Annotated in this window: 22 protein-coding genes and 4 pseudogenes; 16 read left to right on the top strand and 10 right to left on the bottom strand. The window is 47.5% G+C overall.

Annotated features, from left to right (window positions below; all coding sequences use genetic code 11):
- Positions 1-12: 12 nt before the first annotated feature.
- Positions 13-729 (top strand): YnfC family lipoprotein, encoded by a 717-nt coding sequence (locus ACMVME_RS02360; RefSeq protein WP_414743350.1) that lies wholly within the window; start codon positions 13-15, stop codon positions 727-729.
- A gap of 53 nt (positions 730-782) precedes the next feature.
- Positions 783-4745, top strand: coding sequence for a DUF1983 domain-containing protein (locus ACMVME_RS02355; protein WP_414743349.1), 3963 nt, complete (start codon positions 783-785; stop codon positions 4743-4745).
- Positions 4746-4776: 31 nt separating this feature from the next.
- On the opposite strand, the gene ACMVME_RS02350 is transcribed toward ACMVME_RS02355, so the two are convergent.
- Positions 4777-5046: a hypothetical protein gene (locus ACMVME_RS02350; RefSeq protein WP_176261259.1), complete on the bottom strand. Its 270-nt coding sequence runs from the start codon at positions 5044-5046 to the stop codon at positions 4777-4779.
- A gap of 125 nt (positions 5047-5171) precedes the next feature.
- Between ACMVME_RS02350 and ACMVME_RS02345 the strand changes: the two genes are divergently transcribed.
- The 5 genes and pseudogenes from ACMVME_RS02345 (at position 5172) to ACMVME_RS02325 (ending at position 9773) form a co-directional block, all read left to right on the top strand.
- Positions 5172-6494, top strand: coding sequence for a phage tail protein (locus ACMVME_RS02345; protein ID WP_121340157.1), 1323 nt, complete (start codon positions 5172-5174; stop codon positions 6492-6494).
- A gap of 196 nt (positions 6495-6690) precedes the next feature.
- Positions 6691-6963, top strand: a complete 273-nt coding sequence (locus ACMVME_RS02340; protein WP_121340158.1) for a hypothetical protein — start codon at positions 6691-6693, stop codon at positions 6961-6963.
- A 615-nt stretch (positions 6964-7578) separates the two neighbouring features.
- Positions 7579-7910: pseudogene (locus tag ACMVME_RS02335) on the top strand (recombinase family protein); the annotation flags it as partial.
- A gap of 172 nt (positions 7911-8082) precedes the next feature.
- Positions 8083-8502: a translesion error-prone DNA polymerase V autoproteolytic subunit gene (locus tag ACMVME_RS02330; protein WP_062935978.1), complete on the top strand. Its 420-nt coding sequence runs from the start codon at positions 8083-8085 to the stop codon at positions 8500-8502.
- A gap of 2 nt (positions 8503-8504) precedes the next feature.
- Entirely contained in the window at positions 8505-9773 is a 1269-nt protein-coding gene (locus ACMVME_RS02325) for a Y-family DNA polymerase (protein ID WP_121340159.1), read from the top strand.
- Positions 9774-9998: 225 nt separating this feature from the next.
- On the opposite strand, the gene ACMVME_RS02320 is transcribed toward ACMVME_RS02325, so the two are convergent.
- Entirely contained in the window at positions 9999-11042 is a 1044-nt protein-coding gene (locus tag ACMVME_RS02320; RefSeq protein ID WP_121340160.1) for a hypothetical protein, read from the bottom strand.
- Between the two features lie 288 nt (positions 11043-11330).
- Positions 11331-12002, bottom strand: coding sequence for an SOS response-associated peptidase (locus tag ACMVME_RS02315; protein ID WP_121340161.1), 672 nt, complete (start codon positions 12000-12002; stop codon positions 11331-11333).
- 349 nt (positions 12003-12351) lie between these two features.
- Here ACMVME_RS02315 and ACMVME_RS02310 point away from each other — a divergent pair, with 349 nt between their 5' ends.
- From ACMVME_RS02310 to ACMVME_RS02300, 3 genes and pseudogenes are all read left to right on the top strand, one after another.
- Complete coding sequence (locus tag ACMVME_RS02310; protein ID WP_414743348.1) at positions 12352-12639, top strand: M3 family metallopeptidase; 288 nt, start codon at positions 12352-12354, stop codon at positions 12637-12639.
- 85 nt (positions 12640-12724) lie between these two features.
- A pseudogene (locus ACMVME_RS02305) lies at positions 12725-12977 on the top strand (DUF4113 domain-containing protein); the annotation flags it as partial.
- 313 nt (positions 12978-13290) lie between these two features.
- Entirely contained in the window at positions 13291-15687 is a 2397-nt protein-coding gene (locus ACMVME_RS02300; RefSeq protein WP_068794578.1) for an AAA family ATPase, read from the top strand.
- A gap of 218 nt (positions 15688-15905) precedes the next feature.
- Here the strand turns inward: ACMVME_RS02300 and ACMVME_RS02295 are convergent, their stop codons facing one another.
- Positions 15906-16412 (bottom strand): AAA family ATPase, encoded by a 507-nt coding sequence (locus ACMVME_RS02295; RefSeq protein WP_068794579.1) that lies wholly within the window; start codon positions 16410-16412, stop codon positions 15906-15908.
- A gap of 288 nt (positions 16413-16700) precedes the next feature.
- Entirely contained in the window at positions 16701-17603 is a 903-nt protein-coding gene (locus ACMVME_RS02290; RefSeq protein ID WP_040017377.1) for a LysR family transcriptional regulator, read from the bottom strand.
- Positions 17604-17739: 136 nt separating this feature from the next.
- Between ACMVME_RS02290 and ACMVME_RS02285 the strand changes: the two genes are divergently transcribed.
- On the top strand, positions 17740-18486 hold the full coding sequence (locus ACMVME_RS02285) for an SDR family oxidoreductase (RefSeq protein WP_068794580.1): 747 nt from the start codon (positions 17740-17742) through the stop codon (positions 18484-18486).
- A 79-nt stretch (positions 18487-18565) separates the two neighbouring features.
- Positions 18566-19240, top strand: coding sequence for a glutathione S-transferase family protein (locus ACMVME_RS02280; RefSeq protein ID WP_251859098.1), 675 nt, complete (start codon positions 18566-18568; stop codon positions 19238-19240).
- A 283-nt stretch (positions 19241-19523) separates the two neighbouring features.
- On the opposite strand, the gene ACMVME_RS02275 is transcribed toward ACMVME_RS02280, so the two are convergent.
- Both ACMVME_RS02275 and ACMVME_RS02270 read right to left on the bottom strand, forming a co-directional pair.
- On the bottom strand, positions 19524-20270 hold the full coding sequence (locus tag ACMVME_RS02275) for an SDR family oxidoreductase (RefSeq protein WP_032681105.1): 747 nt from the start codon (positions 20268-20270) through the stop codon (positions 19524-19526).
- A 172-nt stretch (positions 20271-20442) separates the two neighbouring features.
- Positions 20443-20619, bottom strand: a pseudogene (locus ACMVME_RS02270) (LysR family transcriptional regulator); the annotation flags it as partial.
- Between the two features lie 225 nt (positions 20620-20844).
- Here ACMVME_RS02270 and ACMVME_RS02265 point away from each other — a divergent pair.
- From ACMVME_RS02265 to asd, 3 genes and pseudogenes are all read left to right on the top strand, one after another.
- Entirely contained in the window at positions 20845-21297 is a 453-nt protein-coding gene (locus ACMVME_RS02265) for a cyclophilin-like fold protein (protein WP_068794582.1), read from the top strand.
- 37 nt (positions 21298-21334) lie between these two features.
- Positions 21335-21529, top strand: a pseudogene (locus ACMVME_RS02260) (M3 family metallopeptidase); the annotation flags it as partial.
- A 234-nt stretch (positions 21530-21763) separates the two neighbouring features.
- Positions 21764-22882, top strand: a complete 1119-nt coding sequence (asd, locus tag ACMVME_RS02255; RefSeq protein ID WP_068794583.1) for an aspartate-semialdehyde dehydrogenase — start codon at positions 21764-21766, stop codon at positions 22880-22882.
- An 88-nt stretch (positions 22883-22970) separates the two neighbouring features.
- On the opposite strand, the gene iraP is transcribed toward asd, so the two are convergent.
- From iraP to ACMVME_RS02240, 3 genes are all read right to left on the bottom strand, one after another.
- Positions 22971-23306 (bottom strand): anti-adapter protein IraP, encoded by a 336-nt coding sequence (gene iraP / locus ACMVME_RS02250; protein WP_014169912.1) that lies wholly within the window; start codon positions 23304-23306, stop codon positions 22971-22973.
- Between the two features lie 135 nt (positions 23307-23441).
- The gene (locus ACMVME_RS02245; RefSeq protein ID WP_014169913.1) at positions 23442-24347 is read right to left on the bottom strand and encodes an alpha/beta fold hydrolase; all 906 of its coding nucleotides are present in this window, start codon (positions 24345-24347) and stop codon (positions 23442-23444) included.
- Positions 24348-24398: 51 nt separating this feature from the next.
- Positions 24399-25007 carry a TetR/AcrR family transcriptional regulator gene (locus tag ACMVME_RS02240; RefSeq protein ID WP_074439227.1) on the bottom strand — a complete coding sequence of 203 codons (609 nt, stop codon included), beginning with the start codon at positions 25005-25007 and terminating at the stop codon, positions 24399-24401.
- Positions 25008-25226: 219 nt separating this feature from the next.
- Between ACMVME_RS02240 and ACMVME_RS02235 the strand changes: the two genes are divergently transcribed.
- Positions 25227-26423 carry an MFS transporter gene (locus tag ACMVME_RS02235; protein ID WP_068794585.1) on the top strand — a complete coding sequence of 399 codons (1197 nt, stop codon included), beginning with the start codon at positions 25227-25229 and terminating at the stop codon, positions 26421-26423.
- Positions 26424-26431 lie beyond the last annotated feature (8 nt).

The raw sequence follows: 26431 nt of genomic DNA, 5'->3' as shown, positions 1-26431 counted from the left end.
CTTAGATTCAAAATGAAAAAAACATCTATTCTTTTCCTTTGTACTTCCTTATTTTCAGGCATGGCTTTGGCTGAGAACCATTACATACCTCTCCTCTATAATTTATCTACTATGTTTGATTTCAATCCAGTTAAAGGAGCTGTCAAATCCTTAGATACTGATGTTGAAGAAAATGGGAAAGTCACTTATAAAATTTCCATCAGACTGGATAAGAATGGGTGTGTTGAAAGCTTAGATCTTGATAACGTTTCTTCTGGTCATAAAACCAATCTAAAAAATAGCAACGGAAGTCTTGTTGGTCAGAGAGATGGTAAGCCTTTCTCAATACAGATCGATGAAAAATGTAATATTTTGAGTAAAAATGAAAATGGTGACGAGTTGCGATATAATCTTTACTCGAATGGTCTAATTAAAGACACCTATTTTTTGGGTAAGAAAATATCTGAGCATTTTTATGATGATGATTCTAATTTGATACGTTCTGAATTTTATAGTTCTGGAAAGATTCTATCAAAAAACGAAATATCTTATGTTGATAAAGACAGGAAGCCTCTTGATTATAAAATTATAAATACATCAGTTTACTCGGAAGGTTATACAGCAACGAATACTTGCCATTATAGCGAAAAGCTTGTTCCTGAAATATGTAAAGTAACAGTACAGAACGCTGGAAATCCTTTGCCGAAACCAGTATTTATGACTGCAAATACGAAAGTTGAATTCTACTAGATTAAACAAATTTCAAAAAGCCACCTCTGGGTGGCTTTTTTTATGGGCGCAATATGTCTATAGCAACCGCTATTAAAGGCCGCAAGGGCGGCAATTCAAGCTCAAGAACTCCTACAGAACAGCCAAACGATCTTCAGTCAGTAGCCAAGGCGAAAATCCTTCTCGCGTTGGGAGAGGGGGAGTTTGCTGGTGGTCTCACTGCGCGCGATATTTATCTCGATGGCACTGCACTTGAGAACGCAGATGGTTCCGAGAACTTCAGCGGTGTGGCTTGGGAGTTTCGTTCTGGAACTCTGGCGCAAAAATACATTCAGGGAATCCCCGGTACCGAAAACGAAATCAGCGTGGGAACTGAGGTATCGAGCGCTACTGCGTGGACGCGCACCTTTACCAATACTCAGCTTTCAGCGGTTCGCCTGCGTCTGAAATGGCCTTCGCTTTTCAAGCAGGAGGACGACGGCGATCTGGTCGGTTACTCGGTTAATTATGCGATTGACCTGCAGACGGACGGCGGCATATGGCAGACGGTACTCAATATCAGCGTGACCGGCAAAACGACTTCAGGTTACGAACGCAGTCACCGTATTGATTTACCACAGGCTGGCAGTACCTGGACAATCCGACTGCGTAAGATTACGTCTGATGCCAACAGCGCGAAGATCGGCGACACGATGATGCTGCAGAGCTTCACCGAGGTAATTGACGCCAAATTACGCTATCCAAACACAGCGCTGCTTTATATCGAATTCGATTCCAGCCAGTTTAACGGTTCTATCCCGCAGATCTCCTGCGAGCCTCGCGGCCGCGTTATCCGCGTTCCAGATACCTACGACCCCGAAACCCGCATATATAGTGGTATGTGGACTGGGACATTTAAATGGGCATGGACGGACAACCCTGCGTGGATTTTCTACGACCTGGTGGTTAGCGACCGTTTCGGGCTAGGGGATCGTCTCACCACAGCGAACATAGACAAATGGACACTCTACCAGGTTGCACAGTATTGCGATCAGATGGTGCCGGATGGCAAAGGCGGAAGTGGCACCGAACCGCGATATATCTGTAACGTGTACATTCAGGATCGTAACGACGCGTACACAGTTCTGCGTGATTTCGCTGCCATATTCCGTGGGATGACCTACTGGGGCGACGACCAGATTGTGGCGCTGGCTGACATGCCGCGAGATGTTGATTTTACATACACGCATGCAAACGTTATAGAGGGCCGGTTTACCTATTCGAGCAGCACTACAAAGAATCGTTATACCAATGCACTGGTGTCATGGTCCGATCCTGATAACGCTTATTCGGACGCTATGGAGCCTGTTTTTGAACAGGCGCTGGTAGCGCGTTATGGCTTTAACCAGCTTGAGATAACCGCTATTGGTTGTACCCGGCAATCAGAGGCGAACCGAAAAGGGCGCTGGGGTATTCTCACAAATAACAAAGATCGTGTTGTTACTTTTGATGTAGGAGAAGACGGTAACATTCCACAGCCTGGTTATGTGATCGCTGTTGCCGACCGTAATCTTTCCGGGCGCGACCTGGGCGGCCGTATCTCTGCGGTGAATGGTCGCGTGCTGACGCTGGACAGGGCGCCGGATGCTTCGGCAGCCGACAGGATGATTGTCAATCTTCCATCGGGTGTTTCACAGTCACGCACCATTCAGTCGATTACGGGCAATAAAGTGACCGTTACGACCGCTTACAGCGAAACGCCTGTGGCTGAGGCAGTATGGGTCATTGAGTCTGACGAGCTCTACGCACAGCAGTATCGCGTTATTACGGTAACTGATAATAATGACGGCACGTTCACAATCGTCGGTGCAAATCACGATCCGGATAAATTCGATCGCATTGATACCGGAGCCATCATTGACCAGCGGCCGGTGAGCGTGATCCCGCCAGGTAACCAGTCGCCGCCTGCGAACATCGTGATCAGCTCGTTTTCTGTGGTGCAGCAAAATATCAGCGTCGAAACGATGCGCGTAAGCTGGGACCAGGCGCAGAACGCTATCGCCTATGAAGCGCAATGGCGCCGCAACGACGGTAACTGGGTTAACGTGCCGCGCAGCTCCACCACGTCATTCGACGTCCCCGGGATTTATGCCGGGCGCTACCTGGTGCGCGTACGCGCAATCAATGCCGCAGAAATCTCATCAGGATGGGGCTATTCAGAAGAGAAAACGCTGACTGGTAAAGTAGGCAACCCACCGAAGCCGGTTGGCTTCATCGCTTCTGAAAACGTGGTATTCGGTATCGAGTTGAACTGGGGATTCCCGGCGAATACCGACGACACGCTGAAGACGGAAATTCAGTATAGTCTGACCGGTACCGAAGACGATGCGATGCTGCTAGCCGATGTGCCTTACCCGCAGCGCAAATATCAGCAGATGGGTCTTAAGGCTGGGCAGATTTTCTGGTACCGCGCGCAGCTGGTGGACCGCAGCGGAAACGAATCAGGGTACACAGAATGGGTGCGAGGGCAGGCCAGTATCGATGTCTCCGACATTACCGATGTGATCCTGGAGGAAATTAAAGACTCCGATACCTTCAAAGACCTGATCGAGAACGCGGTGGACAGCAATGAAAAAATTGCTGGCATGGCTGACGACATCAAACAGGCCAACGATGAACTTGAGCTGCAGGCGCAGGAAATCGCCAAAAACGCGCAGGACATTGGGCAGGTTCAGACCAGCGTTAATGAACTTTCGAGCACGGTTGGTGAAGTGTCGTCCTCTCTCTCTGAGCTTGAGCAGACTGTGGCGACGGCTGATACCGCGCTGGGCCACAGAATCGACAGCATCAGTGTGTCTATGGACGGGATGACGGGTGGGGTGAAAAACTCGGCCATCGCAATTATCCAGAACGGGCTGGCGCAGGTGGCCACACGTAAAAGGCTATCCGCAACGGTCGCCGGTAACAGCGCTCAGCTGGATCGTATTGATGAGGTCATCGTTAACGAGAAGGAGGCAACGGCACGTTCGCTGCTGAGCCTGCAGACGGACGTCAACGGCAACAAAGCATCTATTAATAGCCTGAATCAGACGTTTTCGGATTACCAGCAGGCTATGGCCACGCAGGTAAACAGCATCACGGCGACCGTCAATGGACACACTTCTGCGATCACCACCAACGCTGAGGCCATTGCGAACGTTAACGGCGACCTGAAAGCTATGTACAGCATCAAAGTCGGGTTATCCAGTAACGGTCAGTATTACGCAGCAGGGATGGGGATTGGGGTTGAGAATACCCCCGGTGGCATGCAGTCGCAGGTTGTTTTTCTGGCTGACCGTTTTGCTGTGACCCAGTACGCCGGGGCCACGGTTACGCTTCCGTTTGTTATTCAGAACGGGCAGACCATCATCCGGGAAACGCTCATTGGTGACGGGACAATCGGCAACCTCAAACTCGGCAACTACATCCAGTCGACAACCTGGGATGGAACCGGAAACGTTGGCTGGCACATCAACAAATCAGGTTATGCCGTGTTCAATAATGTCACCGTGCGTGGAACGGTTTACGCCACGAACGGGGAGTTTACCGGGAAAGTGACGGCAACCAGTGGTTCATTCAGGGGGACAGTGGAGGCTGAGAATTTTGTCGGTGATGTGGTTAACGCAGGTGTCGGTCTGGATAAATCCAAATCCGGCTCAGGAGGTGTAACGACCAATCTGACTTATACGGATACAACCGGAACCAGCAAGCCCAAGACAGTAATTGTATCAGCGGTTGTATTGATATATGGAGTATCTGGCGACGATGCCACTGCGCGGATATCAGTGACCATCGACGGAACCACAAAGGATTATCAGTGGGTAACCTGTTCAACCCGGAATACAACCAACGCTGTAGCGGTCCCGGTGATTTTTGCGAAAAGCGGTATTACGAAACAGGTAGTGACTGCATCAATAAGCGTAAATGATATGTCGGGAGGAACTAACGCATCGAAGAAAGAGATTCTATCGCCGGTGTTGCAGATTGCACGTGGTTCAGGTTCATTTTCCTCGTCATAAAAATAAAGCCCCTGATGGGGCTTTATTTATTTTACTTGAATGGTGCTTTAATTTTTTGGGCCGGGAGTTCTCTGTCTTTGTAAGAGACGCCACCAGTACATGGCTTAACGTGTGAGACATTATCGTAAGACGTGACAGTGGATGTATTCGCGTTAACACAGGCGTCAATCTGGCGTTTCTGTGCTGTTCCACCATCGCCATATCCAGGATTGGATGTGTGTCCCGCTTCTGAAGCTACAGACAGTGATGATATTGACAATAACGTCACGCCTATAAGCATCGATAAATAGTTCTTTTTCATTTTTACATTCCATTAATTAGTGGAATGCACATATTCACAAATAAACATTAATTATTCAGATCGTTTGTGCGAATCAATATTTAGTTATTGATCGTTTATAGCGATCAATTAATTAAGAGGTACCTATGCTTTATAATACTGGCACTATCGCTATTAACGGAAATACCGCAACCGGCACTGGCACAAACTGGACGGCACCGGCCAGCCAGGTTCGCGCTGGCCAGACGATTATCGTCATGTCTAACCCGGTCCAGATGTTCCAGATTTCAGCCGTGAACAGCGCCACGTCATTGACGGTTACGCCAGCTGCTTCCCCGGCGCTGAGCGGCCAGAAGTATGGAATCCTTGTGTCAGACAATATCTCGGTCGACGGCCTGGCACAGGCCATGTCACAGCTCATTAAAGAGTATGACGAGAACATTGGCGCGTGGGAGACGTTCGCCACCACCTCAGCAAACCAGAGCATCACCGTTACCATCAACGGCACCCCTGTAACGATCCCCGGCATCGGCAAACTGGCGCAGAAAGGGAGTAACGGTGCGCTTGCAATCGCTGACGGCGGGACCGGGGCAACGAAGCCAGAAGACGTTCGCACAAACCTCGGCTTAGGAAACAGCGCAACACGAGACGTTGATAATAAGTTTGCACCGTTAGCATCGAGCATAGATATTGCGCCAGTGATGGCTCAATACCATCGCGATTTCAGGCCCCTCGCTTCGTATGATTTGATTAGTCAATACCCGCTGGGTATGTCCTTTGGTATCCAGGCGGGTGGAAATGGATGGGGAGGTGGCAGCGGTGCAGATACATACACCAGCATGTTAACTCTTCGTGGCTGGCATGATGCGACCGGTGGTGGCTATACGGCATGGCAATTAGCTTCAACGTCTCAGGGGCTTAAGTATCGCCAGGGGACAGGGACTGTTGCGGGGCTTTCGAACGTTGGTTTTTCCACAACACACACCCTTTACTCAACGCAGAACACCACAAAGACCAGCGATGGCACGCTGAAGGCAGCATCGCCAGTGGTGAAGTTATTTGCTGACGGTTCTTTCGAAACTAACGACGAATCAGAAGGCGTTAAAGTCACCCGTCTGGGCATTGGGCAATACCTTGTCGAAGGATGTGAGGCTCTAAATTCGGACGCTGCCTGGGGCGGTATCGATGGTGGTTTTGATATTCCTACCGACCGTAACAAGCAGCCTCTGCTATGGCTTGATTATGAGGTTAATGCTGACGGTTCTGTGTTGGTGAAAACCTATCACCGCACACACCCGCAAGCGCCAGCGTTCGCCAGGAACGAACTGAAGGGTATTAGCAATGGCGATCCTGTCGATATTCCCCGCGACCAATTTGTCTCCGTTCGCGTCGAGATGCCTGCCGATTCTTTATACAAATCCAAAACACGTCGGGTAGAACAAGAAATGCATGCTGGAAGGAATGAATAAAGGTAAACTTAGTAAAACCTGCGTTGGTATGTTACCAACTAACGTTCCTACCGCCCGTATAGTAGGAATGACAGTACACTGATATCGAGGAACAAGGGTTTTTGCATACTTGGATTTATTGATTGTTACTGCTTAACCATATATAGGTCTGTAATCATAATTTTTTGTATTGCTACATTCATAGGAGAGCAAAAAGATGAAGACTCAAAAAGGAATTTATATAGAATTTCCGGATGGGAATTTCAATGTAACATCCAGAAACAATAAAGGGCATGCTTTTAAAATGGATGCGTCTGCACTTTATCTGACTTGGCAAAAGTCAGATAGTAGAGTTTTCATTAACTATGCAGGAACGCAAGCTGCAGAAAGTTATTCTAAACTTGAAGTTCCTTTAGATGTTGCTTATCTAAAAGAAATGGCTAAACAGATCAGGTTCTTGGCGAGGAAGCTTGAAAATAACGAGTTATAAATAAAATAGTTGTGTGGAATAAATGGAGAAAATATCCCTAATATCTCGAATATAAAATTTGGGAACAGAGTGTAATGAGATTGGGAGCCGATAGGTTCCCTATTGTCATTGAATATATGAAGTATATAAAATCGATGCAGGCTCTTTTAACTGCTTATGATGATTATTGCCAGTAATATACTGGGAGAATTAAATGTTGTGGTGTGTGCTTTAAAGTTACTTTATTTTCTAAACCGCATATTTTAAATGTGTTTGCCTTCGGTTTAATGGTTGTTTTTTTTATTTTTTTTTTGATGACCCAAGATTTCAACTTAATTTCGGATCTGAAAGTTGATTAATTTTAAGCTGTCCGGAGTTATTATGTTTTTTATCAGAAGTCAACGTGTGGTTAATACTGAAACTAATTATGCAAAGATAACTTGAAATGAAAAAAAACTGACTTTCTAGCAACATGTTATCGTACGCAAAGAATGTGAGCGAACTTTTGAATAAAGAACGAGCGGGGCGATGGCGCATAGGCTGCACTCAAAAAGCTGATGAAAATCCTCCGTGAAAAGATGCGTTAGTTGTGTAGGAATATGGTCTGGAGGTTCGCATTAGCGGAAATTAGAACAACTGATGGGCGAACTCCGTCAGCGTGGCATTCACTTCAAGAGCCTCACAGACAGCATGGATACATCCAGCCCAATGGGGCGTTTTATATTTCACATCATGTCAGCACTGGCGGAAATGGAAAGAGAGTTTATTGTGGAGCGAACCCGTGCGGTGTTAGAAGTGGCAAGAGAAAAGGGTGAATAGGCGGAAGGCGTGCAAAATTAACCCCAGATCAATGGTCTCAGGCTGGCAGATTGATCGCCAACGGAGTGGATCGGAAAAAGGTTGCAATCATTTACGATTTGGCTGTCTGCACCTTGTATAAAAGGTTTCCCGCTTCAAAGTCGTCTTAATTCTGCTCATTTAGACCCAGTGCTGTAAAATTTACAAAAGCAACAAATCGAATCGTGAGAGAAACTTAGAAACGAAGCGGTGAAGCTTTGTACAGCCATATGGAATCCGGTGTATTGCGAACCCTCAAAAAGAAAACTACTGTATATAAAAACAGTGTTTGAGGTACGCGTAATGGAATTTATCAGGCCTGCAGAATTGCGAGAAATTATCGCGCTTCCACTTTTCAGCGACTTAGTGCAATGCGGCTTTCCCAGCCCGGCAGCTGACTACGTAGAACAGCGTATCGATCTCAATGAGTTACTGGTTTCACACCCGAGCTCGACGTATTTCGTAAAAGCCGCAGGCGACTCAATGATCGAGGCCGGTATTAGCGACGGTGATCTGCTGGTGGTGGATAGCTCTCGTACTGCTGAACACGGAGATATCGTAATCGCCGCGGTAGAAGGGGAGTTCACAGTCAAGCGTTTGCAGCTCCGCCCGACCGTTCAACTCAATCCGATGAACAGCGCTTATTCGCCGATTATCGTCGGCAGCGAGGACACGCTCGATGTGTTCGGCGTCGTAACTTTCATCGTTAAATCGGCGAGCTGAACATGTTCGCGCTCTGTGATGTGAATTCGTTCTACGCATCATGCGAGACGGTGTTCAGGCCCGATTTAAGAGGCCGGCCGGTTGTTGTTCTCTCGAATAACGATGGCTGCGTGATAGCCCGAAGCGCTGAGGCCAAGGCGGCTGGAATTACTATGGGGGAGCCGTTCTTCAAGCAAAAGGATCTTTTCCGGCGCGCTGGCGTTGTCTGCTTCAGCAGCAACTATGAGCTGTATGCTGATATGTCGAACCGGGTAATGTCGACGCTTGAGGAAATGAGCCCCCGCGTCGAAATTTACAGTATCGATGAAGCTTTTTGTGACCTGACGGGCGTTAGGAACTGCCGGAACCTGACTGACTTCGGCAAAGAGATCCGCGCGACAGTTCTGAAGCGTACGCATCTGACTGTCGGGGTTGGCATTGCGCAGACAAAAACACTCGCAAAGCTGGCAAACCACGCCGCCAAGAAATGGCAGCACCAGACTGGCGGAGTAGTTGATTTATCGAACATCGACCGCCAGCGACGACTGCTTTCGCTGGTTCCAGTCGAGGACGTCTGGGGCGTTGGCCGCCGCATCAGTAAGAAGCTTAACGCCATGGGCATTAAAACAGCTATGGACCTCTCAGAACAAAGCACATGGATTATCCGTAAACACTTTAACGTAGTACTTGAGCGAACCGTCCGGGAGTTGCGCGGCGAGCCTTGTCTTGAGCTGGAAGAGTTTGCGCCAGCAAAGCAGGAAATCGTATGCAGCCGATCATTTGGCGAACGCGTCACCGAGTACGAACAGATGCGCCAGGCTATTTGTAGTTATGCGGCACGTGGTGCTGAAAAGCTACGCGGTGAGCATCAGTATTGCCGGTTTATCTCGGCGTTCGTTAAGACCTCTCCCTTTGCGTTGAATGAACCGTATTACGGTAATAGCGCATCAATGAAGCTTCTTACACCAACTCAGGATTCACGCGATATCATCAACGCTGCGGTAAAGTGCCTGGACAGAATCTGGAAGGATGGTCACCGGTACCAGAAGGCAGGAATCATGCTTGGGGACTTTTTCAGCCAAGGTGTAGCTCAGCTCAACCTGTTCGACGAGAACGCCCCGAGGGCAGGTAGCGAAAGGTTGATGGAGGTGCTGGATCATCTGAATGCGAAAGACGGTAAAGGAACGCTGTACTTTGCAGGCCAGGGCATTCAGCAACAGTGGCAGATGAAGCGAGAAATGCTGTCGCCTCGATATACGACGAGATATTCAGATCTGCTTAGAGTTCGATAAATTTTCCTGATTTCTTGGTCAGCTTTCTGTAAAAAGCAGGCGATCATTGCAGTAATTTAGTTAAGGAAAGTAATTTTTGATAATATTGAGCGAGAAAGGAGTCGGATAATTATTTTTTATCAAAATTATTCGAGTTCCATGATGATATTGTTGTGCTAATTGTTTATTTTTATTAATGAAGTGATTTTTAATAAAGCCACCCCGGAGGGTGGCGTTAATTAAATATTAATCGCTGCCAAATAACTCTTGATAATTTGAGCAGTACGAGTTAGGAATAAGGTACATAGATTGTAAATTATTATAGGTGCCCATGCTATCGTTTATTCCGAATTTGAAACCATAAAAGAAATCAGGGTTAATTGACTTTCTGACCTCTAGAGAGAAAAGATTTAAAGCGTGAGCTAAATTATAGTGTAGGCGAAATAATTCTCTTCTCCAACATTCGTATTTTGCATCCTTTTCATGAAATTTATCTTGATCTATTCTGATCTTCTTCCAACTCATATCCCTTCTCCAAAAACCATTTATGTTACTTGCAAAATTCATATCAGTTATATGTTCGCAAAGGTTATGCGCATGGTTAGCAAGCTCATTCATTGAGAAATCAAGATTGGGAAGTCGGCCTGGCATTTGTGTTGCAAGAACGGTTTGGCAGGCATCATAAAATCCATCTACAACTTCTGATTGCATAGCGTTAGCAATAAGGTTATCGCTAATGTTATACCAATCTTGAAGATACATTTGTCTTGTAACACGCTCAACAAGGTATTGCTCTGTTGAGAACTGATTACGAGTCGATTGTCCACATATATAATTTTTTTGCTCATTACTGAGCGTTAAAAAAAATCCCTCAAGGATCGTTGCACCAATCACCATCGCATTAATTAAACCATATTCACTTTTTATCTCGGCGATTGCCTTGTTTAAGTATGGTGGAATGCCGTTATATTTATCATTGATAACAAAATAAAACTCCCTGACGGTAGAAATAGTATTCCAATACAAGTAAAGCTTTTTGAAATCATCCTTCATTTTATCAAGGGATTTCTTTTCATTGTTAGGTAGATCCTCTGGGGCGTATACTTGATAGTAAATGCCAGAATCAGACACCCACCCATCATTACCTCTGTCACCTATGTTACCATGAGGTTTTACTTTATCGAATCCTGGGCGATAATACGACATAACTTTTGAAAACAAATTTTCATATTCTATTCCGTTGCTTTCATGAACTTTAAGCTTAAAACTCTGGATATACCCTTCTGACATATCTCTTCCCCTAACGTAAATTTATTTCCATGGCTAAAGAAGTGAAGGTTTGGGTTAAACATTCTCTCCATTTATTTGTCGTTTTACCTTCAGCACAGATTAAGCTGTGCCTAGCTTTGATACTATATCTTTACTAAGCAGTTATTGGGAGCAGATTTTCTGTGACTTTCTATACAATAAATGATGCTTCATATGGCTAATGAGAGTCAAGAAATCAACCTGACCTATAGTGTGTCGTAAACAACCGTTTTTCGCTCATTTCGGGCGTTCCTTGTCTATTTTGACCTTTTATCTTATTGCCTCGATTAGCTCCGGCCCTTGGTTCTTGACATTACCCACGTCACGCGTCACGGCGTGCCAGATAAATTTCTCAGCCGGCACTACACCGTCGGCGACTATCTCTTCAGCGTCTTTCCCGGTTATATCCTGGCGCATCCATTCGCGTGCTGCTTCCGGCGACAGCACTAGTGGCCGGCGGTCGTGAATATCGAGTAGGCCTTTGTCAGCTGCAGACGTTACGATTAGAAAACCCTCCGCTTCATCACCGCGTTCGAATGGCGTGCTGCCGATCGCCGCCATGAATATCGGCTGACCGTCGGCCCGGTGAATGAAGTAGGGCTGTTTCTTGTCGCCTTCCTTCTTCCATTCAAACCATCCATCCGCAAAGCAGATAGCCCGGCCATGTTGCCAGAGAGGCTTGAACATTCTGCTGGTGGCCGCCGTCTCGACGCGCGCGTTAATCAGTGGCGGCTTATCCCACCACCCGGGTGCGTATGACCACAGGACCGGATCAAGATGCAACTGCTCGTCTCGCTCGCTCAGCAGCAGAACTTTGGTACCTGGCGCCACGTTGTAACGTCCAATAGGCTCAGGGTCGTATGCGATGTCGCGATCGGCTTCATCGGCCAAGTACATCAGATATTCTTCACGGGTTTGGGCTTGTGCAAAACGTCCACACATAGAAACCTCCAGCTAGATATCAGACTGAAAGTATAGGGCAGGGAGAAAAAGAGGTGCGCACCGAAAGTCTATGATTTTGAAACATAGGCATGTTGATGGAAATCAGCGAGGCGGTAAAGCGGGGCGTTTCGAAACTGGAAGGAGCTACGCAAAGTTAAAGTGTTAGGCTATTTACGTTCCGAAGCGATTATCGTTCATAAATTGAGTGAAATACGAATGTTTAGAGTGGGTGAAGGGAAATTTTTGAGAGAGATTCTTCCCCAAAATGATACACAACCTACTGAATAGCATGGGGTTCTATTAGGAGTGAAAATGGAGCAAATCAATGCCTTGATTAAAGGTTAACTTATTGTATAGAAAGAACAAAAACGATATTTGGATAGTATGCTTCGCCCATATTTTCGGCGGCGGCTATGCGGCAGGGTATTACGCCTACCTGTGGACGCAAATGCTGGCAGACGATGGCTACCAGTGGTTTGTTGAGCAGGGCGGCTTAACCCGCGAAAACGGGCAGAAATTCCGCGAGGCGATTTTGTCGCGCGGGAATAGTAGTGATTTAGCTGAACTTTACCGCCAGTGGCGTGGGCACGATCCGAGGATTGAACCGATGCTGGAGAATCGTGGATTGAATGCTTAAGGGCTTTTTTAGTATGGGAACAGAACCGGGCGCGATGCCCGGTTTTTTTTGACCGATTTTTCTTCCCCAAAATCATTAACGCCACATAAAGAGCCTGGATAAAATCTGGAAGGATGACCATCGTTATCACAACGCCGGAATCATGTTGGGTGACTTCTTCAGCCAGGGGGGGCCCAGCTCAACCTTTTCGATGAGAACGCACCGTATGCTGGCAGCGAAAAGTTGATTGAGGTGCTCGATCACCTAAATGCGAAAGAGGGAAAGGCACGCTTTATTTTGCAGGGCAGGGCATATAGCAGTATTGGCAGATGAAACGTGAAATGCTGTCGCCGAGATAGACGACCAGATATTCAGATCTGCTAAGGGTCCGGTGATTTTCCCAATTTCCAGGGCCGTTATGTGCCAGAAGCGGACATAGCTAACGTTCTATGTTCTTCAACCAGGTGGGAGCAGGTCCCAGCTTCATTACCCAACCTCGACCTATGAACTTTTTGAGGGGCATTTAGATGGATGTTGAATTTCAGTTCATAAAATTATTCATCAAATGTATCAATAACCTATTCAAACATTCCTTAAACTCAGAGTAGACTAGATTAACAATCTGTTTCAATTGCAAATTGGCAACCTATAGCCAGCGCTAGGGGAGTGTTCATGTTTAGTCAGGTTGACATCGGTAGTTTCGGTAGTTTTACGGACCTCAGTTGGAAAAATAGCCTTAAAGATGCAGGCAACAACGTCCAGAATTTCAAGAGGCTCAACATCCTCTACGGACGGAACTACTCTGGTAAAACTACACTCTCGCGAATTTTCCGCGCTTTGGAAACGGGGCGCATTCCACACAACTACGTGGACCCAAATTTCACTATTCGTGGTGACAAAGGTGATGTGACACAGGTAGGCCTTGCCGGTCATGGCTACGATGTTCGGGTCTACAACCGGGATTTTGTGAGCGATAACCTAAGCTTCTTGGTCAATCAGACCGACGGCGAGATCAAGACGTTTGCTATTGTTGGTGAAAAGAACAAAGAAATCGAAGATGCCATTACCGCAATTCAAACTAGACTAGGCAGTGTTGAATCGAAGGCGGGCCTCCGACATGAGCTTGAAGCTAAAAAGAAAGAGCGAGATCGGACGAAAGACAATCATAAAACTGCGTCTGATGCTCTAGAGGGCAAACTTCGTTCTCATGCCAACAATAAGATTAAACAGAATCGCATCTACGGTCCTGCTGTCTACAACATAGAAAGCATCAAAAAAGACATTGGCTCAGTCAAAAAACCTAGCTTCATAGCTCTGACAACCGAAGAACAAGCAGCCAAGGTCAATCTCTTGAAGCAAGAGGCCCTACCTGATATTACCGATACAGTATCGATAAACCTCAACATCGAATCAATAAGCAAAGTAGCTGAAGAACAACTTTCAAGATTGATTAAGCCAACCCTGCCAATTCAGGAGTTGTTGAATGAGACGGCTCTCCAGATGTGGGTGAAGGAAGGTATACCGCTACACAAAGATAAGCGGGACACTTGCGCATTCTGCCGTCAGAATCTTCCTCATGACATCTGGCAGGTATTAGACTCTCACTTCAGTAAGGAATCCTCGGCTCTGGAGTCGAGTATCGATTCATGTCTGACTTCTATCGCCACCGAAATCCAAGCTATTCCTAACTTCTTGACTTTGACTGGCGATAAATTCTACGCAGAAGAAAAAATATTATTTGATACCAGCAAGATAGCACTTGCTGAACATCTGAAAGGCTACATGCAGGACCTCAAAGCTCTGCAGGCGGCGTTGGATAAGAGAAAGAACGCCATTTTTCAGCAGGTTCCCATGCCTGTCTATATTCATGATCCGACTGCAATTCAGCAATGCGTGGGCGACATCAATGATCTGATCGCCAAAAATAATGGCCGCACAATTTCGCTGGAGAACGATAAAAGCACAGCACGAGAATCTCTACGGCTTACCGATGTGGCGTCTTTTATCGCAGACATCACCTACGATACTGAATTAGCGCGTATTGCCAGTCTCAAGATAGATGCTGACACAGCCAACACTGCATTTACCGAAGCTGAAGCCGAAATTCTTGAACAAGAAACCGAAGTGACCCGTCTACAGGGTCAGCAGAAGGATGAACGCAAGGGCGCGGAGCGAGTGAATGAGTTGCTCAGCCACTTCTTTGGTCATGACGGCATCGAGCTTGAAGCCAAAGACAATGTTGAGAATACTTCGGTTAAGTTTGAAGTCAGCAGAGATGGCAAATCTGCCTACAACTTGAGCGAAGGCGAATGCAGCCTGATTGCTTTCTGCTACTTCATAGCCAAGTTGGAAGAGCCAGAAAGCAAAGGTAAGGATCTGATCATTTATATAGATGACCCGATTTCCAGCCTAGACGGAAATCACATTTTCTTCATGTTCAGCTTGATTGAAAGCCTGATTGCGAAACCCATCAAGAATGCAGATGGAACAAACAGCTATCGCTACAAGCAGCTTTTTATATCCACTCACAACCTAGATTTCTTGAAATATCTAAAGAAAATATCACTTCCTAATGAGAGGAATCACGGTGGATGCCAACATTTCATTGTTGAGAGAAATGGAGGGGCAAGTCAGATTTCCCTGATGCCTTCATATCTGCGAGACTACATCACTGAATTCAACTACCTGTTTCATCAGATTTACAAGTGCCGTAATCAAGGTGGAGCGAATGAATCTCATGAACCATACTATGGATTTGGTAACAACCTCCGCAAGTTCCTTGAGGCATTTCTGTTCTTTAAGTTCCCGCACCATGATGACAAGAACGATGCCTTTGAACGGATCAAGAAATTCTTTGGCGAAGAGGATCCGACAGCGATAGCTCTTGTGAATAGACTTAACAACGAGTTTTCACATCTCGAATCAATCCCTGATCGCGGATTCAAACCTGTGGAGATTCCAGAAATTTCCAAGGTGGCAAACTACGTATTGGATAAGATTTATGCGTCAGATCCGCATCAATACAACTCCTTGTTAAAAAGCATTGGCGAACCACCAAGGTCACCTTAGGAAAAAAGAGTATAAAGAGTTTTTTACGGTGAGCGAGGCGCTATTCGGATCTGGAATGCGCCTCTCAAACACGCCGGAAGAGTACTCACTGATGTATGGACAATCGGAACACTCAAAAGAGTGTGGCGCTAAACAGGTATGAATAGTAAATGTCCGCTCCTCGCTCACAGCGGACCTTGCGGCTCTTATGCCGGTCCGCTTTGTGCCGAAAGGTAAATTTAGCTGTATTCAATGATATCAAACCCTTCATCAGCCGTTGGCTCTGCGAAAAAGCGCGTTATGGTTTCAAATTGTTGATCTGAGGCTGTAAATTCATGCATTCCTTCTGCATTACGGGCGCGCAAGCGGGATTTACATACTTCATCAGTAACTTTCAAATAATGCAGCCTGTTACTGGCATCTGACTCCTTAATGATGCTCATCATCCATTCACGATTGGTTTGTGTGTTTGCCGGAAAATCCAGAACTACGGATAAACCCGCTTTGAGTAGCGACACCAGGTGAGGCTTCATAGCGTTTCTGAGTCTTGAGGAATACTGCACATAATCAGCTATGGATTGCATTTCATTGGCAAAGAGGGCAGCCAGCCAATAATCTTCACTGACAATTATGGTGCCGGATAATGCACCTAACTTTGCTGACAATGTGGATTTGCCTGATGCAATTTTCCCACATAACAAGTGCAAAGTGGGTTTTTCTGACGTTGTGACTGTAGCGATATCCATTATTTACCTCACTGGATTGTTACCGGTAAGGCCCGCCTTACCGGCGGGAAAATGGCGAACGTTATCCCACCTGAGTCAGACAGGTGATAATAATCATTGAATGGAATAGGACAGAGTGTGTTTTCATTGTCATTCAAGTTAACAGGGCCTGAATGCAAAATCAGCAATTTTTTCCCTTATACATTGAATGTCCAATCCAGTGAGTTTGGCCGCTCTGTGCCAAGAGCGGAAGTTATTTACACCTTGCTATGCAATTTACGGCCAGCCGGTCAGTTCGTCATCTCAGATTCATTTCAATGGGTTGTAAACTTTGAAGCCGGGATTTTTTTCAAAAATCTCAGCAACAAAATCCATGAACACAATCGCGCGTTTTGGTAAAAGTCGATTTGCAACATAAACAGCCTGAATGGGAACGGGAGATGCAGTGTAATCCGCCAGTAATAATTGTAAGTTGCCATTTGCCAGCCCCTCCTCGAACAACCATTCTGGGCCCTGTGCGATCCCAACCCCAGCATTGACAAATTTCTGCACTGCTTCAGGTGAATTGACCCTGAGCCGGCCAGAAACAGGCACATCCATATCCCGAAATCTCCAGGTAGCGCCCGTTGATAACAGGGTATAGATCAAACAATCATGTTTTTTTAAATCCTCCGGGGTGTCAGGAATCCCATGTTCAGCCAGGTACTTGTGACTGGCAACACAGACTCGCTCATACATGCCAAGTCTGCGGGCACGCATTGCACTGTCCTCAAGGTGACCAATGCGGATTGCCAGCTCAGCGCCTTCATCAACGAGATTGATATAGCGGTCATTAATCTGTAGATCGAGTGTTAGCTCAGGGTAGCGTTCTAAAAAATCGGGTATGCGCGGAATCAAAAATGTGTGAGCCAGTGCAGTGGGACAAGCAACGCGCAGTAACCCTGTGGGCGTCACATTTTCTCTGAAAGAAGACTCTGACTCTTCGACCGCTTCCAGAATACGCCTTGCTTCCAGATAATAACGTTCTCCTTCAGGAGTCAGGGAAAGCTTGCGGGTTGATCGGTGGAGTAATCTGGTCTGCAAATGCTCTTCGAGGGTTGCAACATGGCGACTCACGTTCGGTTGCCCTAAGCCTAAATCCCTGCCTGCTGCAGAAAAGCTGCCTGTCTCCGCAGTGCGGACAAAGCATGTCATCAAAAGTAATCTGTCCATCCTAAACCTATTTATGCTTTTAACGCATGGAACATATTCATAAATACAATCTTATCACCCTTAAAGCATGAGTATAGAGTGGCGATCAAATCGGTCATTTGCCGATCAGCTGTTAAAACTCACGGGAGATATGTTCATGTCCAGATTACAAGGTAAACGCGCACTCATCACGGGTGGAACAAGTGGTATTGGTCTTGCAACCGCGAAGCTGTTTGTCGCAGAAGGTGCACGCGTAATGGTTACTGGTATTAACCCTGATTCTGTCGCAAAGGCGAAACTCGAGCTGGGTAAAGATGTGGTCGTCGTGAGCGCGGATTCTGCAGATGTGAATGCACAGAAAGCGCTGGCTCAGACGGTTCAGGAACATTTTGGTGAGCTGGATATTGCTTTCCTGAATGCGGGTATATCAATGTATATGCCAATTGAGGCATGGACAGAAGAAATGTTCGACCGCATTTATGATATCAACGTTAAAGGTCCTTATTTCCTGATGCAGGCGCTGTTGCCAGTGTTCGCAAACTCTGCATCAGTGGTCTTTAATACATCTATAAATGCGCACACGGGCCCGGTGAACTCTTCAGTTTATGGCTCCACCAAAGCCGCATTACTCAACATGTCGAAAACACTGTCTAACGAGTTACTTTCTCGCGGGATCCGTATCAACGCGGTGAGTCCAGGCCCGGTTGACACGCCGCTTTACGATAAGGCGGGGATCCCCGTGGAATATCATGATCAAGTGATGAAAGATATCGTTGCAACCATCCCTGCCGGTCGTTTTGGTAAGCCTCAGGAAGTCGCGCAAGCGGTGCTTTACTTTGCCTCCGATGCGTCTGCCTGGACCGTGGGTTCAGAAATCATCATCGACGGCGGCGTTTCAATCTAAGCCACCAAAATAAGATTTACAATTCATCAAGCCCGCCACCTTTTATGGCGGCGGGCTATTATTTTATCTGGAGGTTGAGATGTCTACCCATGACCTGACACTGATTAGCCACCCATTGTGTCCCTTTGTGCAGCGTTCAGCGATCGTTCTTCTCGAAAAAAATGTGCCATTTGACCGTGTAAATGTAGATCTGTCGGCGAAGCCTGACTGGTTTCTTGCTCTGTCACCCACCGGCAAGGTACCGCTACTTAAAGTGCATCATGCAGAGGGCGAAGATGCCATTATTTTTGAGAGCATTGTGATCTGCGAGTATCTTAATGAAACGCAAGATGGTGATTCGCTGTATGCTGACGATGCATTAGAAAGGGCTAGACAGCGAGCATGGATCGAGTTCTCTACATTAATGCTTGGAAATGCCTGGCAATTTTTAAATACGACTGATCAGGCCATGGCAGACAGCAAACGCGCTGTGCTCCGTGAGCAACTTGAATATATTGAATCTGAATTGAATTCAGGGCCTTATTTCTCGGGTTCCAAATTCAGTATGGTTGATGCGATCTACGCTCCTGTTTTCCGTTACTTCTCCATCATTGATGCATCAGTATCTGAGGCGATTTTTGAGGGACTTCCGCGGATTTCCGCATGGAAAACTGCACTTGCGAAAAGGGAAAGCGTAAATGCCGCTGTATCACCAGATTATGCAGAACTTTTCCAAAATCATCTTCGTCAGCATTCTGCAATTCTCGCTGCCTGAAGATATTTTTTGAGAAACCGTGACCTGCTCTTCTCCCTGTTGATTATCAGATGCCAATGATAGTCCCAGCTCCCGGTTGTTACGACAAATGCGAACTTCCGCTTTTCGCTCACAACAGACCTTCAGCCTAGCCATCTTGTCCGCTTCGTGCCAGAAGCGGACATTTCTCGCTGTTAGGTGCAGGAAAAATCGTTTTTTTAGGCTTAGGAAAAGGCATAGGGGTATGCCGAATCTGAAAGCCTAAATCCTGATAGTTTTTCTCCAGTTGCCGCCACTAAACTAATTACAATTCCTGAGCCGTTGGTCTGAAAATAATTTCACTCACACCAACATCTTCTGGTTCATTAATTGCGAAGGCTACCATGCGTGCAAAGGTTTCTGCTGGCACGCCAACATTTTCAACGTAATCCTGGTTTGCAGCCTTAACATCTTTATCCGTTATATGCTCCAAAAGTTCTGTTTTAACAGCACCGGGGGAGACTAACGTGACGCGAATGTTATGTGCCGCCATTTCCTGGCGCAAACCATCGGTTAATGCACGAACAGCAAATTTTGTCGCCGAATAGACAGCAGAACTCTGGAAGACAAGGTGTGCAGCAACAGATGCGGTGTTAATGATATGACCTGTTTTTTGTGATTTCATATAAGGCAACACCGCAGCAATCCCGTGTAGAACCCCGCGCAGATTGACATCAATCATCTGATTCCATTCATCGACATTTCCCTGTTCAAGGCGGGAAAGTGGCATCAGGCCGGCATTATTGATAAGAACATCTACACGACCGAATTTGTTGACCGCAGTCTCAATGAGGTTGTTTACGTCATCAAGTTTCGTCACATCGGTTGCGACGGCGATGGCTTCTTTATTCTGCTTTTGGAGCTCACTCGCAATGGCCTCTATGCGGTCTATTCTCCGCGCAGCCATCACAACCTTTGCTCCTTTTTCAGCAAGATAACGTGCAGCCGCTTCACCCATACCGCTTGATGCGCCCGTGATTACAATTACTTTGCCTATGATGTTATCTGTCATTTTTACTCTTCCTGAATAGGAGATGGGCTGTTGTCACCACTATCAGACTGAGATCAGGTTCAATCTCTTCAGACTTCAGTGACACATTCCTGAACAGGGATAATCTTAGCAGCAGAGCATTAATTCGATAATGCGTATAAATTTATATTGATTATGAGTACAGCTCATTAATTGGAGATACGTTACGGGTAGTTCGTGTGAGCAGTAGGATCTGCAGCCGATATTCCCGCGTCGATATTGCCTGGTTGAGAGCCGGTTGCGCCCCCCCTGGTTTAGCCTCCGCACGGGTTAGACTCCCTTCGTGGGTGACGGTAATGAAATAAAGGAGGTCATTCAGATTACGTTTCATCAGTGAAATACTCACAAAACATAACTATAGCTTATAAGCCCATTAAGCAATCATTAGCTAGTCAGCATACATCTATCGTGTAGAATTTCCAGTAAGAGAGGAGTCCGGAGAAAAGCATACGGTTCTGAACCCATTTGATAAATTGACTTCTTTTTAAAAGCTTATCTAAAATAATCATTGATGCTGCACCTGAAAGGTGCAGCACATTTGCGGGAGAGAATCTGGATGAAAAAAATATTATTCCTGTTATTTATTATCATCGCGAGCTTTTTATTCCCGGTTCGTGCCAGTAATTCTTTGCAGCCAGACAAGGAAGAAGCCGTGACCGTTAAAATGACTATCAATCAGCAAACTTTTTACGTTGAACTTAAGAATAATCCAGCCGCTAAGGCATTTATTGAACAGCTTCCCCTGACTCTAACGATGGAGGAACTTAACGGGAACGAGAAATTTGCTGATCTGCCCCGTCCCTTACCGACCCGCCAGGTCAAACCTGGAACCATTAATCAGGGCGATCTCATGTTATACGGCCATCGTACCCTGGTACTTTTTTATGAGACCTTTCAGACAAACTACGGATACACACCCGTTGGCAGAATAATAGCGCCAGAAAATCTTGGTAAAATTGCAGATGAAAAAAAAGTAATAGCAACGTTTACCACAGATAAAAAAGGTTGACCTGTATTATCAAACACTGAATCTGGATTACCTATAGACGCAAATGCTGGCAGACGATGGCTATCAGTGGCTTGTCGAGCAGGGCGGCTTAACCCGCGATAACGGGCAGACATTCCGCGAGGTGATTCTGTCGCGCGGGAGCAGTAGTGATTGAGCTGAACTTTACCGGAACTGGCGCGGCCACGATCCCAGGATTGAACCGATGCTGGAGAATCGCGGGTTGAGTGCGTAGCGCTGATTCAGATCAGCCACAAAACCGGGCGTGATGCCCGGTTTTTGTTTGATTATGTCTTATCCACAACTTTAATTATTTATGCCGTGTAAAAGGTATAAAAGTTGCTGATGCCGTATGAAACATTTTAATAATGGCCGAATATGATGTAATTCGTAATGACCATTAATGTGGGATGAGATATAACATGTTTTGAAAAATTAACATTCTCATAACGTCATTAAGGTTAAGCAAATGAAGCAGGTTGGTATTGTTGGTTGGCGAGGAATGGTGGGCTCTGTTTTGTTACAAAGAATGATCGAAGAGAACGACTTCGACAATATTTCCGCGCATTTTTACAGTACTTCCAGTGCAGGTGCCGCTGGTCCCGTCATTGGTGGCGTCAACCACACACTCAAAGATGCTAATTCTATTAGCGCCCTGGCCGAAATGGATATCATCATAACCTGTCAGGGCGGGGATTATACCAAAGCAATTTATCCTGCGTTGATTAGCCATGGCTGGCAAGGCTACTGGATTGACGCGGCCTCAGCGCTCCGGATGGATGAAAAAGCCTGCATTATTCTCGACCCGGTTAACCGCACAAATATCGATCGTGCCATCAAAGAGGGAATTAAACTTTTTGTTGGGGGAAACTGTTCCATTACGCTGAGTCTTATGGGACTGTCAGGGTTAATTAAAGCTGACCTGATAGAATGGATGAGTGTGATGACCTATCAGTCTGCATCCGGAGCGGGTGCTAAATATGTCCGGGAATTAATTGCTCAAAGCGCTTATATCAGTAAACATTTATCTTCTGATGAGCTGGAATCCTCAGGTTCAGTGCTTCCTTTAGTCAATAAAGTGAGTGAATTAATTAACAGTGCTAACATGCCCATCCAGAATTTCGGCGCGCCTTTAATGGGCAGTATTATTCCATGGATTGACAGCGATTTAGGGGATGGTAATAGCAGAGAAGAATGGAAGGGTGAGGCAGAAACGAACAAAATTCTTGGTCTCTCTCCGGGTACGATTGCAGTAAATGGCTTGTGTATTCGGGTCGGTGTGATCCGTTGCCATAGTGCTGCAATAACCCTGAAGCTCAAGCGTGAAGTCAGCGAAGAAGAATTTGCAGAGCTTGTGACGCATTCCCATCCATGGGTTAACTATGTGCCCAATAATAAGGATGACAGTGTCAGTAAATTGACTCCCGCTAACATTAGCGGTTCGCTGCAGGTGGGTATTGGCCGTTACAAGAAAATGTCGCTTAACAATGACCCTATATACTCGGTTTTGACGGTCGGCGATCAGCTGTTGTGGGGCGCTGCGGAACCCTTGCGACGGATGTTGAATATTCTGCTTGGTAAAGTCTAATCACGCTCACACGGTCATGGCGCGCTGCGCGTAAGGCGTGGGTTTAACGAGAAGCTGGAGACTGAACTCCAGCCTCTAGGAATGGGTTTCAATCTGAGGCCGTTTCGCCTGGGGCTTCCTTTAACGACTCGATACTTATCTCTGAGTCATTAGTTTCGAGTAGCTGGGTTAATAAAATCAGGTTATTGAATTCGTTCAGTAACATTTCAGCGTCGGATTTGAGCGGCGTATCTGCTGCTTCGAGTGCCGCGTTGATCGCTTTTCTGACATTCTCGAGCATTTCGTTCATACCGCCATTTTTACCAATGGTCAGTAACAACGCGCCTATCAACAAAGACTGTGCTTCTACTTTGGCCGCCAGCTCTTTAGCTTCAGCGTCCATTTTGGAAATTTTTGCGATAACACTGAGTATCAAGTTTTTCATAATGCCCCCTTATTTTCTTTGCGAGATTAACTCCTTAATAAATTTTGAGCGAGGTTTATTTTATGGCGACAGCAATTGTCTTTGTTGATGAAGCAGGGCACGGTGCCAGCAGTGATCAACACCGTGCGCTTCCTGTTAACGGAAGAAGTCTGCCAGGGCCTCACTCAGGGCCTGAGGTTGTTCATCCGGAATGAAATGACCGCAATGAGCAAGCGTAATGCCACTCACCGTCTCTGCAAACTGGCGAAGCGGGGCAGCCATATCGGCAATCGAACCCTGATCGGCACTGACAGCCAGCAGCGGCACCCGAAGTTTTTGCGTTTCAGCCAGCGTCCGGTTCTGAACAGCGGAGACCGCCGCTTCTCTGTAAGGGGCCAGCCCGGCACGCAGCGCCCCGTTTTGCTGCATCAGGCGGACATACCGGGCGATATCCGCATCGCTAAAGGCCATCGGACTGGCGGTTTTTCGCCGCAGGAACCATTCGAGGTAAATCTCTTCACGCCCGCTAATTAAGGCTTCCGGCAGGTCGGGGAGAAGATGAAACGCGAAGTGCCAGGTTTTCCAGGCTTTTTCTGGCGTCGCGGGCAGGGCGTCCGGCAAAGTAATACCCGGGATACCGGCATCAAGCAGAGCCAACTTGATTACCTGCTGTTCATAACGCAGGGCATACGGCCAGGCAACCCATGCACCTACATCGTGGGCGGCCAGGTAATGCCTTGTGATCCCAAGTGCCTGCACCAGCCCAAAAACCGAACTGGCCAGCGTGAGGGTATCGTAGCCAGACTGTGGCTTATCGGAGTCGCCCTGGCCCGGGAGGTCGAGTGCGATGATATCGTAACGATCGGCTAAAAGAGCCATCACCTTATGCCAGGCAAACCCGCTTTGCGGGAAGCCTGCAAGCAGCACGATTGTTTCACCTTGCGTCTGTCCGCCTCTGACATAGTGCAGGCGAACCCCATCGACCGTTGAGTAATAGTGCGCAAAACCGGGCAAGCCCGCGACAGGCTGCGACCACGGAAGGGGGATTGAATTCTCAGACATGACTACCTCCAGCTATTTAGGAAATGATCATTTCCTTTATGGGTAAATTTTTTAGGCGAGTAGCGCCATCACCGTCTCTACCAGCCGTTCGCGCGCCGGTAATTCTCCGGCTTTGCCCGCCACACGCATGCCCAGGACCAGGCACAGCAAAACGCCGCTCAACGCCTGCGCGTCGTGTCGCGAATTAACTGAACCGTCCTGCATACCCTGTTCGATCAGCTGGAGGATCGTGTGCTGATTTCGTGCAAGCGCGCTCTGCACCAGCCCGGCAATTTCGCCGTCAAACTGGCTGAGTTCAAGGGTGCTGCCGACCACCAGGCAGCCGCGGCGCCCTTCGACAGCGCTGGCCGATTCAAGATAAAAGTTCAGCAGCTCGGCTATTTTGGCCCGGCCATCAGGTTGTCGCGCCAGACGCTCGCGCAACGATTGATTACGCAGGGAGGTATAACGTGCGAATACCTGCAGGAACAGGCCACGTTTATCGTGAAAGGCTTTATAAATACTGCCCGCAGTGAGCTGCATCGCCTCGCTCAGGTCACTTATCGACGCGCTGTGGTAACCCTTTTCTCTGAATACCGGCATCGCCAGATCCAGGGCCGCATCGAGATCAAATTGCCGAGGACGTCCGCGCTCGCGTGCGTTCTGTAGCTTCTCAGACATTGTGTTCATCATTTAGGAAACAATCGATTCCTAAATACTCCCATAAATGGGCGTATCTGGAAAGCGTGAAGTTCTATAAAAAGAGTTTGCCGCGGCAGAAGAGTGGAGAGGTCATTTTAGCTTCAACACGCTCCGGTATACTGCATCGTGATTTTAACAGGGCGTCGAACGTACAGGCCGTCGCTAACAGAGCCAGCCAATATGCAAAAGGCAGGAAGTATGTCTCTTCGTTCACTGCGGGCGTTGTGCCTGACAAGTTTTTTCATTGCTGATGTTCGCGATGGCCTCGGGCCCTTTCTCGGCATCTTCCTGACGGAACGTCACTGGACCCCGGATGATATCGGCATCCTGATGACCGCCGGGGGGCTGGCGGGATTACTGGCAACGCTGCCGGCGGGATTTATTACGGATACCTCCCGCAATAAGCGTTCGGTTCTGGCACTGCTTTGTATCGCCATTACGCTGAGTACGCTGCTGCTCTGGTTTAGTCAGCAGAGCGGCGTCGTCGCCGTCTCGCAAATTATCACCGGTATCTGCGCGGCGTTTGTGGGGCCACTGATTGCGGGTATTACGCTGGGTCTGACGGGCCCGAACGGGTTTAGCGCGCAGATGGGGAAGAACGAGGCGTTCAACCACGCCGGCAATTTCCTGACGGCGGTGATTGCGGGCGGCATTGCCTGGTTCTGGGGCGTCGGGGGCATTTTCCTGCTGATGACCTGTACGACGCTTCTGACGTTGTGCGCGCTGCTTGCCATTCGTCATACAGATATCGACAACGATGCGGCGCGGGGGCTGACCTCTTCAGACCGTCAACCGGTCCCCGGCGTCGCGGTGCTGATTAAAAACCGGGCGCTGTTGATAACCGGGCTGACGCTGCTGCTGTTCCATCTGGCCAATGCCGCACTGCTGCCGATGCTGAGCATGAGGGTTGCTGCGGCACCGGCAACCATCAATCCCGGATTATTTGCAGCGGCCACCGTCATCATTTCTCAGGCGGTGATGATCCCCGTCGCCATTGGGGTGGCAGGTCGAATTGAGCGCTACGGTTACTGGCGTTTCATCATGCTGGCCCTGCTGATCATGCCCGTTCGGGCGGCGCTGGCAGCCTCCACAGACGCCCCGTTGATGATGATCCCGGTACAAATTCTTGATGGTCTGGCCGCGGGGATCCTGGGCGTTGTCGTGCCGTCGTTTATCGTGGTGCTGTTGCGCGGGAGTGGGCACGTGAATGCCGGGCAGAGCGTGGTCATGCTGATGCAGGGTGTCGGGGCAGCAATGAGCCCGGCGTTAACCGGCACGATTGCTGGTCATTACTCTTTTGCGACGGCCTTTAGCGTGCTCAGCGCCATTGCGCTGCTGGCTGTCCTGCTCTGGTGGCGCTTTGCTCACCGGTGCTGGAAACCAGACCGGGCGTAGCTGGCCGG

Source organism: Enterobacter cloacae complex sp. 2024EL-00711, from assembly GCF_047529885.1.
Classification (GTDB): domain Bacteria; phylum Pseudomonadota; class Gammaproteobacteria; order Enterobacterales; family Enterobacteriaceae; genus Enterobacter; species Enterobacter ludwigii.
This window is presented reverse-complemented; position numbering and strand designations above follow the sequence as displayed.

Excerpts from the sequence above, each read along its gene's own strand:
- ACMVME_RS02360 (WP_414743350.1), top strand. The coding sequence starts at position 13 with ATGAAAAAAACATCTATTCTTTTCCTTTGTACTTCCTTATTTTCAGGC.
- ACMVME_RS02355 (WP_414743349.1), top strand. The coding sequence starts at position 783 with ATGTCTATAGCAACCGCTATTAAAGGCCGCAAGGGCGGCAATTCAAGC.
- ACMVME_RS02350 (WP_176261259.1), bottom strand. The coding sequence starts at position 5,046 with ATGAAAAAGAACTATTTATCGATGCTTATAGGCGTGACGTTATTGTCA.
- ACMVME_RS02345 (WP_121340157.1), top strand. The coding sequence starts at position 5,172 with ATGCTTTATAATACTGGCACTATCGCTATTAACGGAAATACCGCAACC.
- ACMVME_RS02340 (WP_121340158.1), top strand. The coding sequence starts at position 6,691 with ATGAAGACTCAAAAAGGAATTTATATAGAATTTCCGGATGGGAATTTC.
- ACMVME_RS02330 (WP_062935978.1), top strand. The coding sequence starts at position 8,083 with ATGGAATTTATCAGGCCTGCAGAATTGCGAGAAATTATCGCGCTTCCA.
- ACMVME_RS02325 (WP_121340159.1), top strand. The coding sequence starts at position 8,505 with ATGTTCGCGCTCTGTGATGTGAATTCGTTCTACGCATCATGCGAGACG.
- ACMVME_RS02320 (WP_121340160.1), bottom strand. The coding sequence starts at position 11,042 with ATGTCAGAAGGGTATATCCAGAGTTTTAAGCTTAAAGTTCATGAAAGC.
- ACMVME_RS02315 (WP_121340161.1), bottom strand. The coding sequence starts at position 12,002 with ATGTGTGGACGTTTTGCACAAGCCCAAACCCGTGAAGAATATCTGATG.
- ACMVME_RS02300 (WP_068794578.1), top strand. The coding sequence starts at position 13,291 with ATGTTTAGTCAGGTTGACATCGGTAGTTTCGGTAGTTTTACGGACCTC.
- ACMVME_RS02295 (WP_068794579.1), bottom strand. The coding sequence starts at position 16,412 with ATGGATATCGCTACAGTCACAACGTCAGAAAAACCCACTTTGCACTTG.
- ACMVME_RS02290 (WP_040017377.1), bottom strand. The coding sequence starts at position 17,603 with ATGGACAGATTACTTTTGATGACATGCTTTGTCCGCACTGCGGAGACA.
- ACMVME_RS02285 (WP_068794580.1), top strand. The coding sequence starts at position 17,740 with ATGTCCAGATTACAAGGTAAACGCGCACTCATCACGGGTGGAACAAGT.
- ACMVME_RS02280 (WP_251859098.1), top strand. The coding sequence starts at position 18,566 with ATGTCTACCCATGACCTGACACTGATTAGCCACCCATTGTGTCCCTTT.
- ACMVME_RS02275 (WP_032681105.1), bottom strand. The coding sequence starts at position 20,270 with ATGACAGATAACATCATAGGCAAAGTAATTGTAATCACGGGCGCATCA.
- ACMVME_RS02265 (WP_068794582.1), top strand. The coding sequence starts at position 20,845 with ATGAAAAAAATATTATTCCTGTTATTTATTATCATCGCGAGCTTTTTA.
- asd (WP_068794583.1), top strand. The coding sequence starts at position 21,764 with ATGAAGCAGGTTGGTATTGTTGGTTGGCGAGGAATGGTGGGCTCTGTT.
- iraP (WP_014169912.1), bottom strand. The coding sequence starts at position 23,306 with ATGAAAAACTTGATACTCAGTGTTATCGCAAAAATTTCCAAAATGGAC.
- ACMVME_RS02245 (WP_014169913.1), bottom strand. The coding sequence starts at position 24,347 with ATGTCTGAGAATTCAATCCCCCTTCCGTGGTCGCAGCCTGTCGCGGGC.
- ACMVME_RS02240 (WP_074439227.1), bottom strand. The coding sequence starts at position 25,007 with ATGTCTGAGAAGCTACAGAACGCACGCGAGCGCGGACGTCCTCGGCAA.
- ACMVME_RS02235 (WP_068794585.1), top strand. The coding sequence starts at position 25,227 with ATGTCTCTTCGTTCACTGCGGGCGTTGTGCCTGACAAGTTTTTTCATT.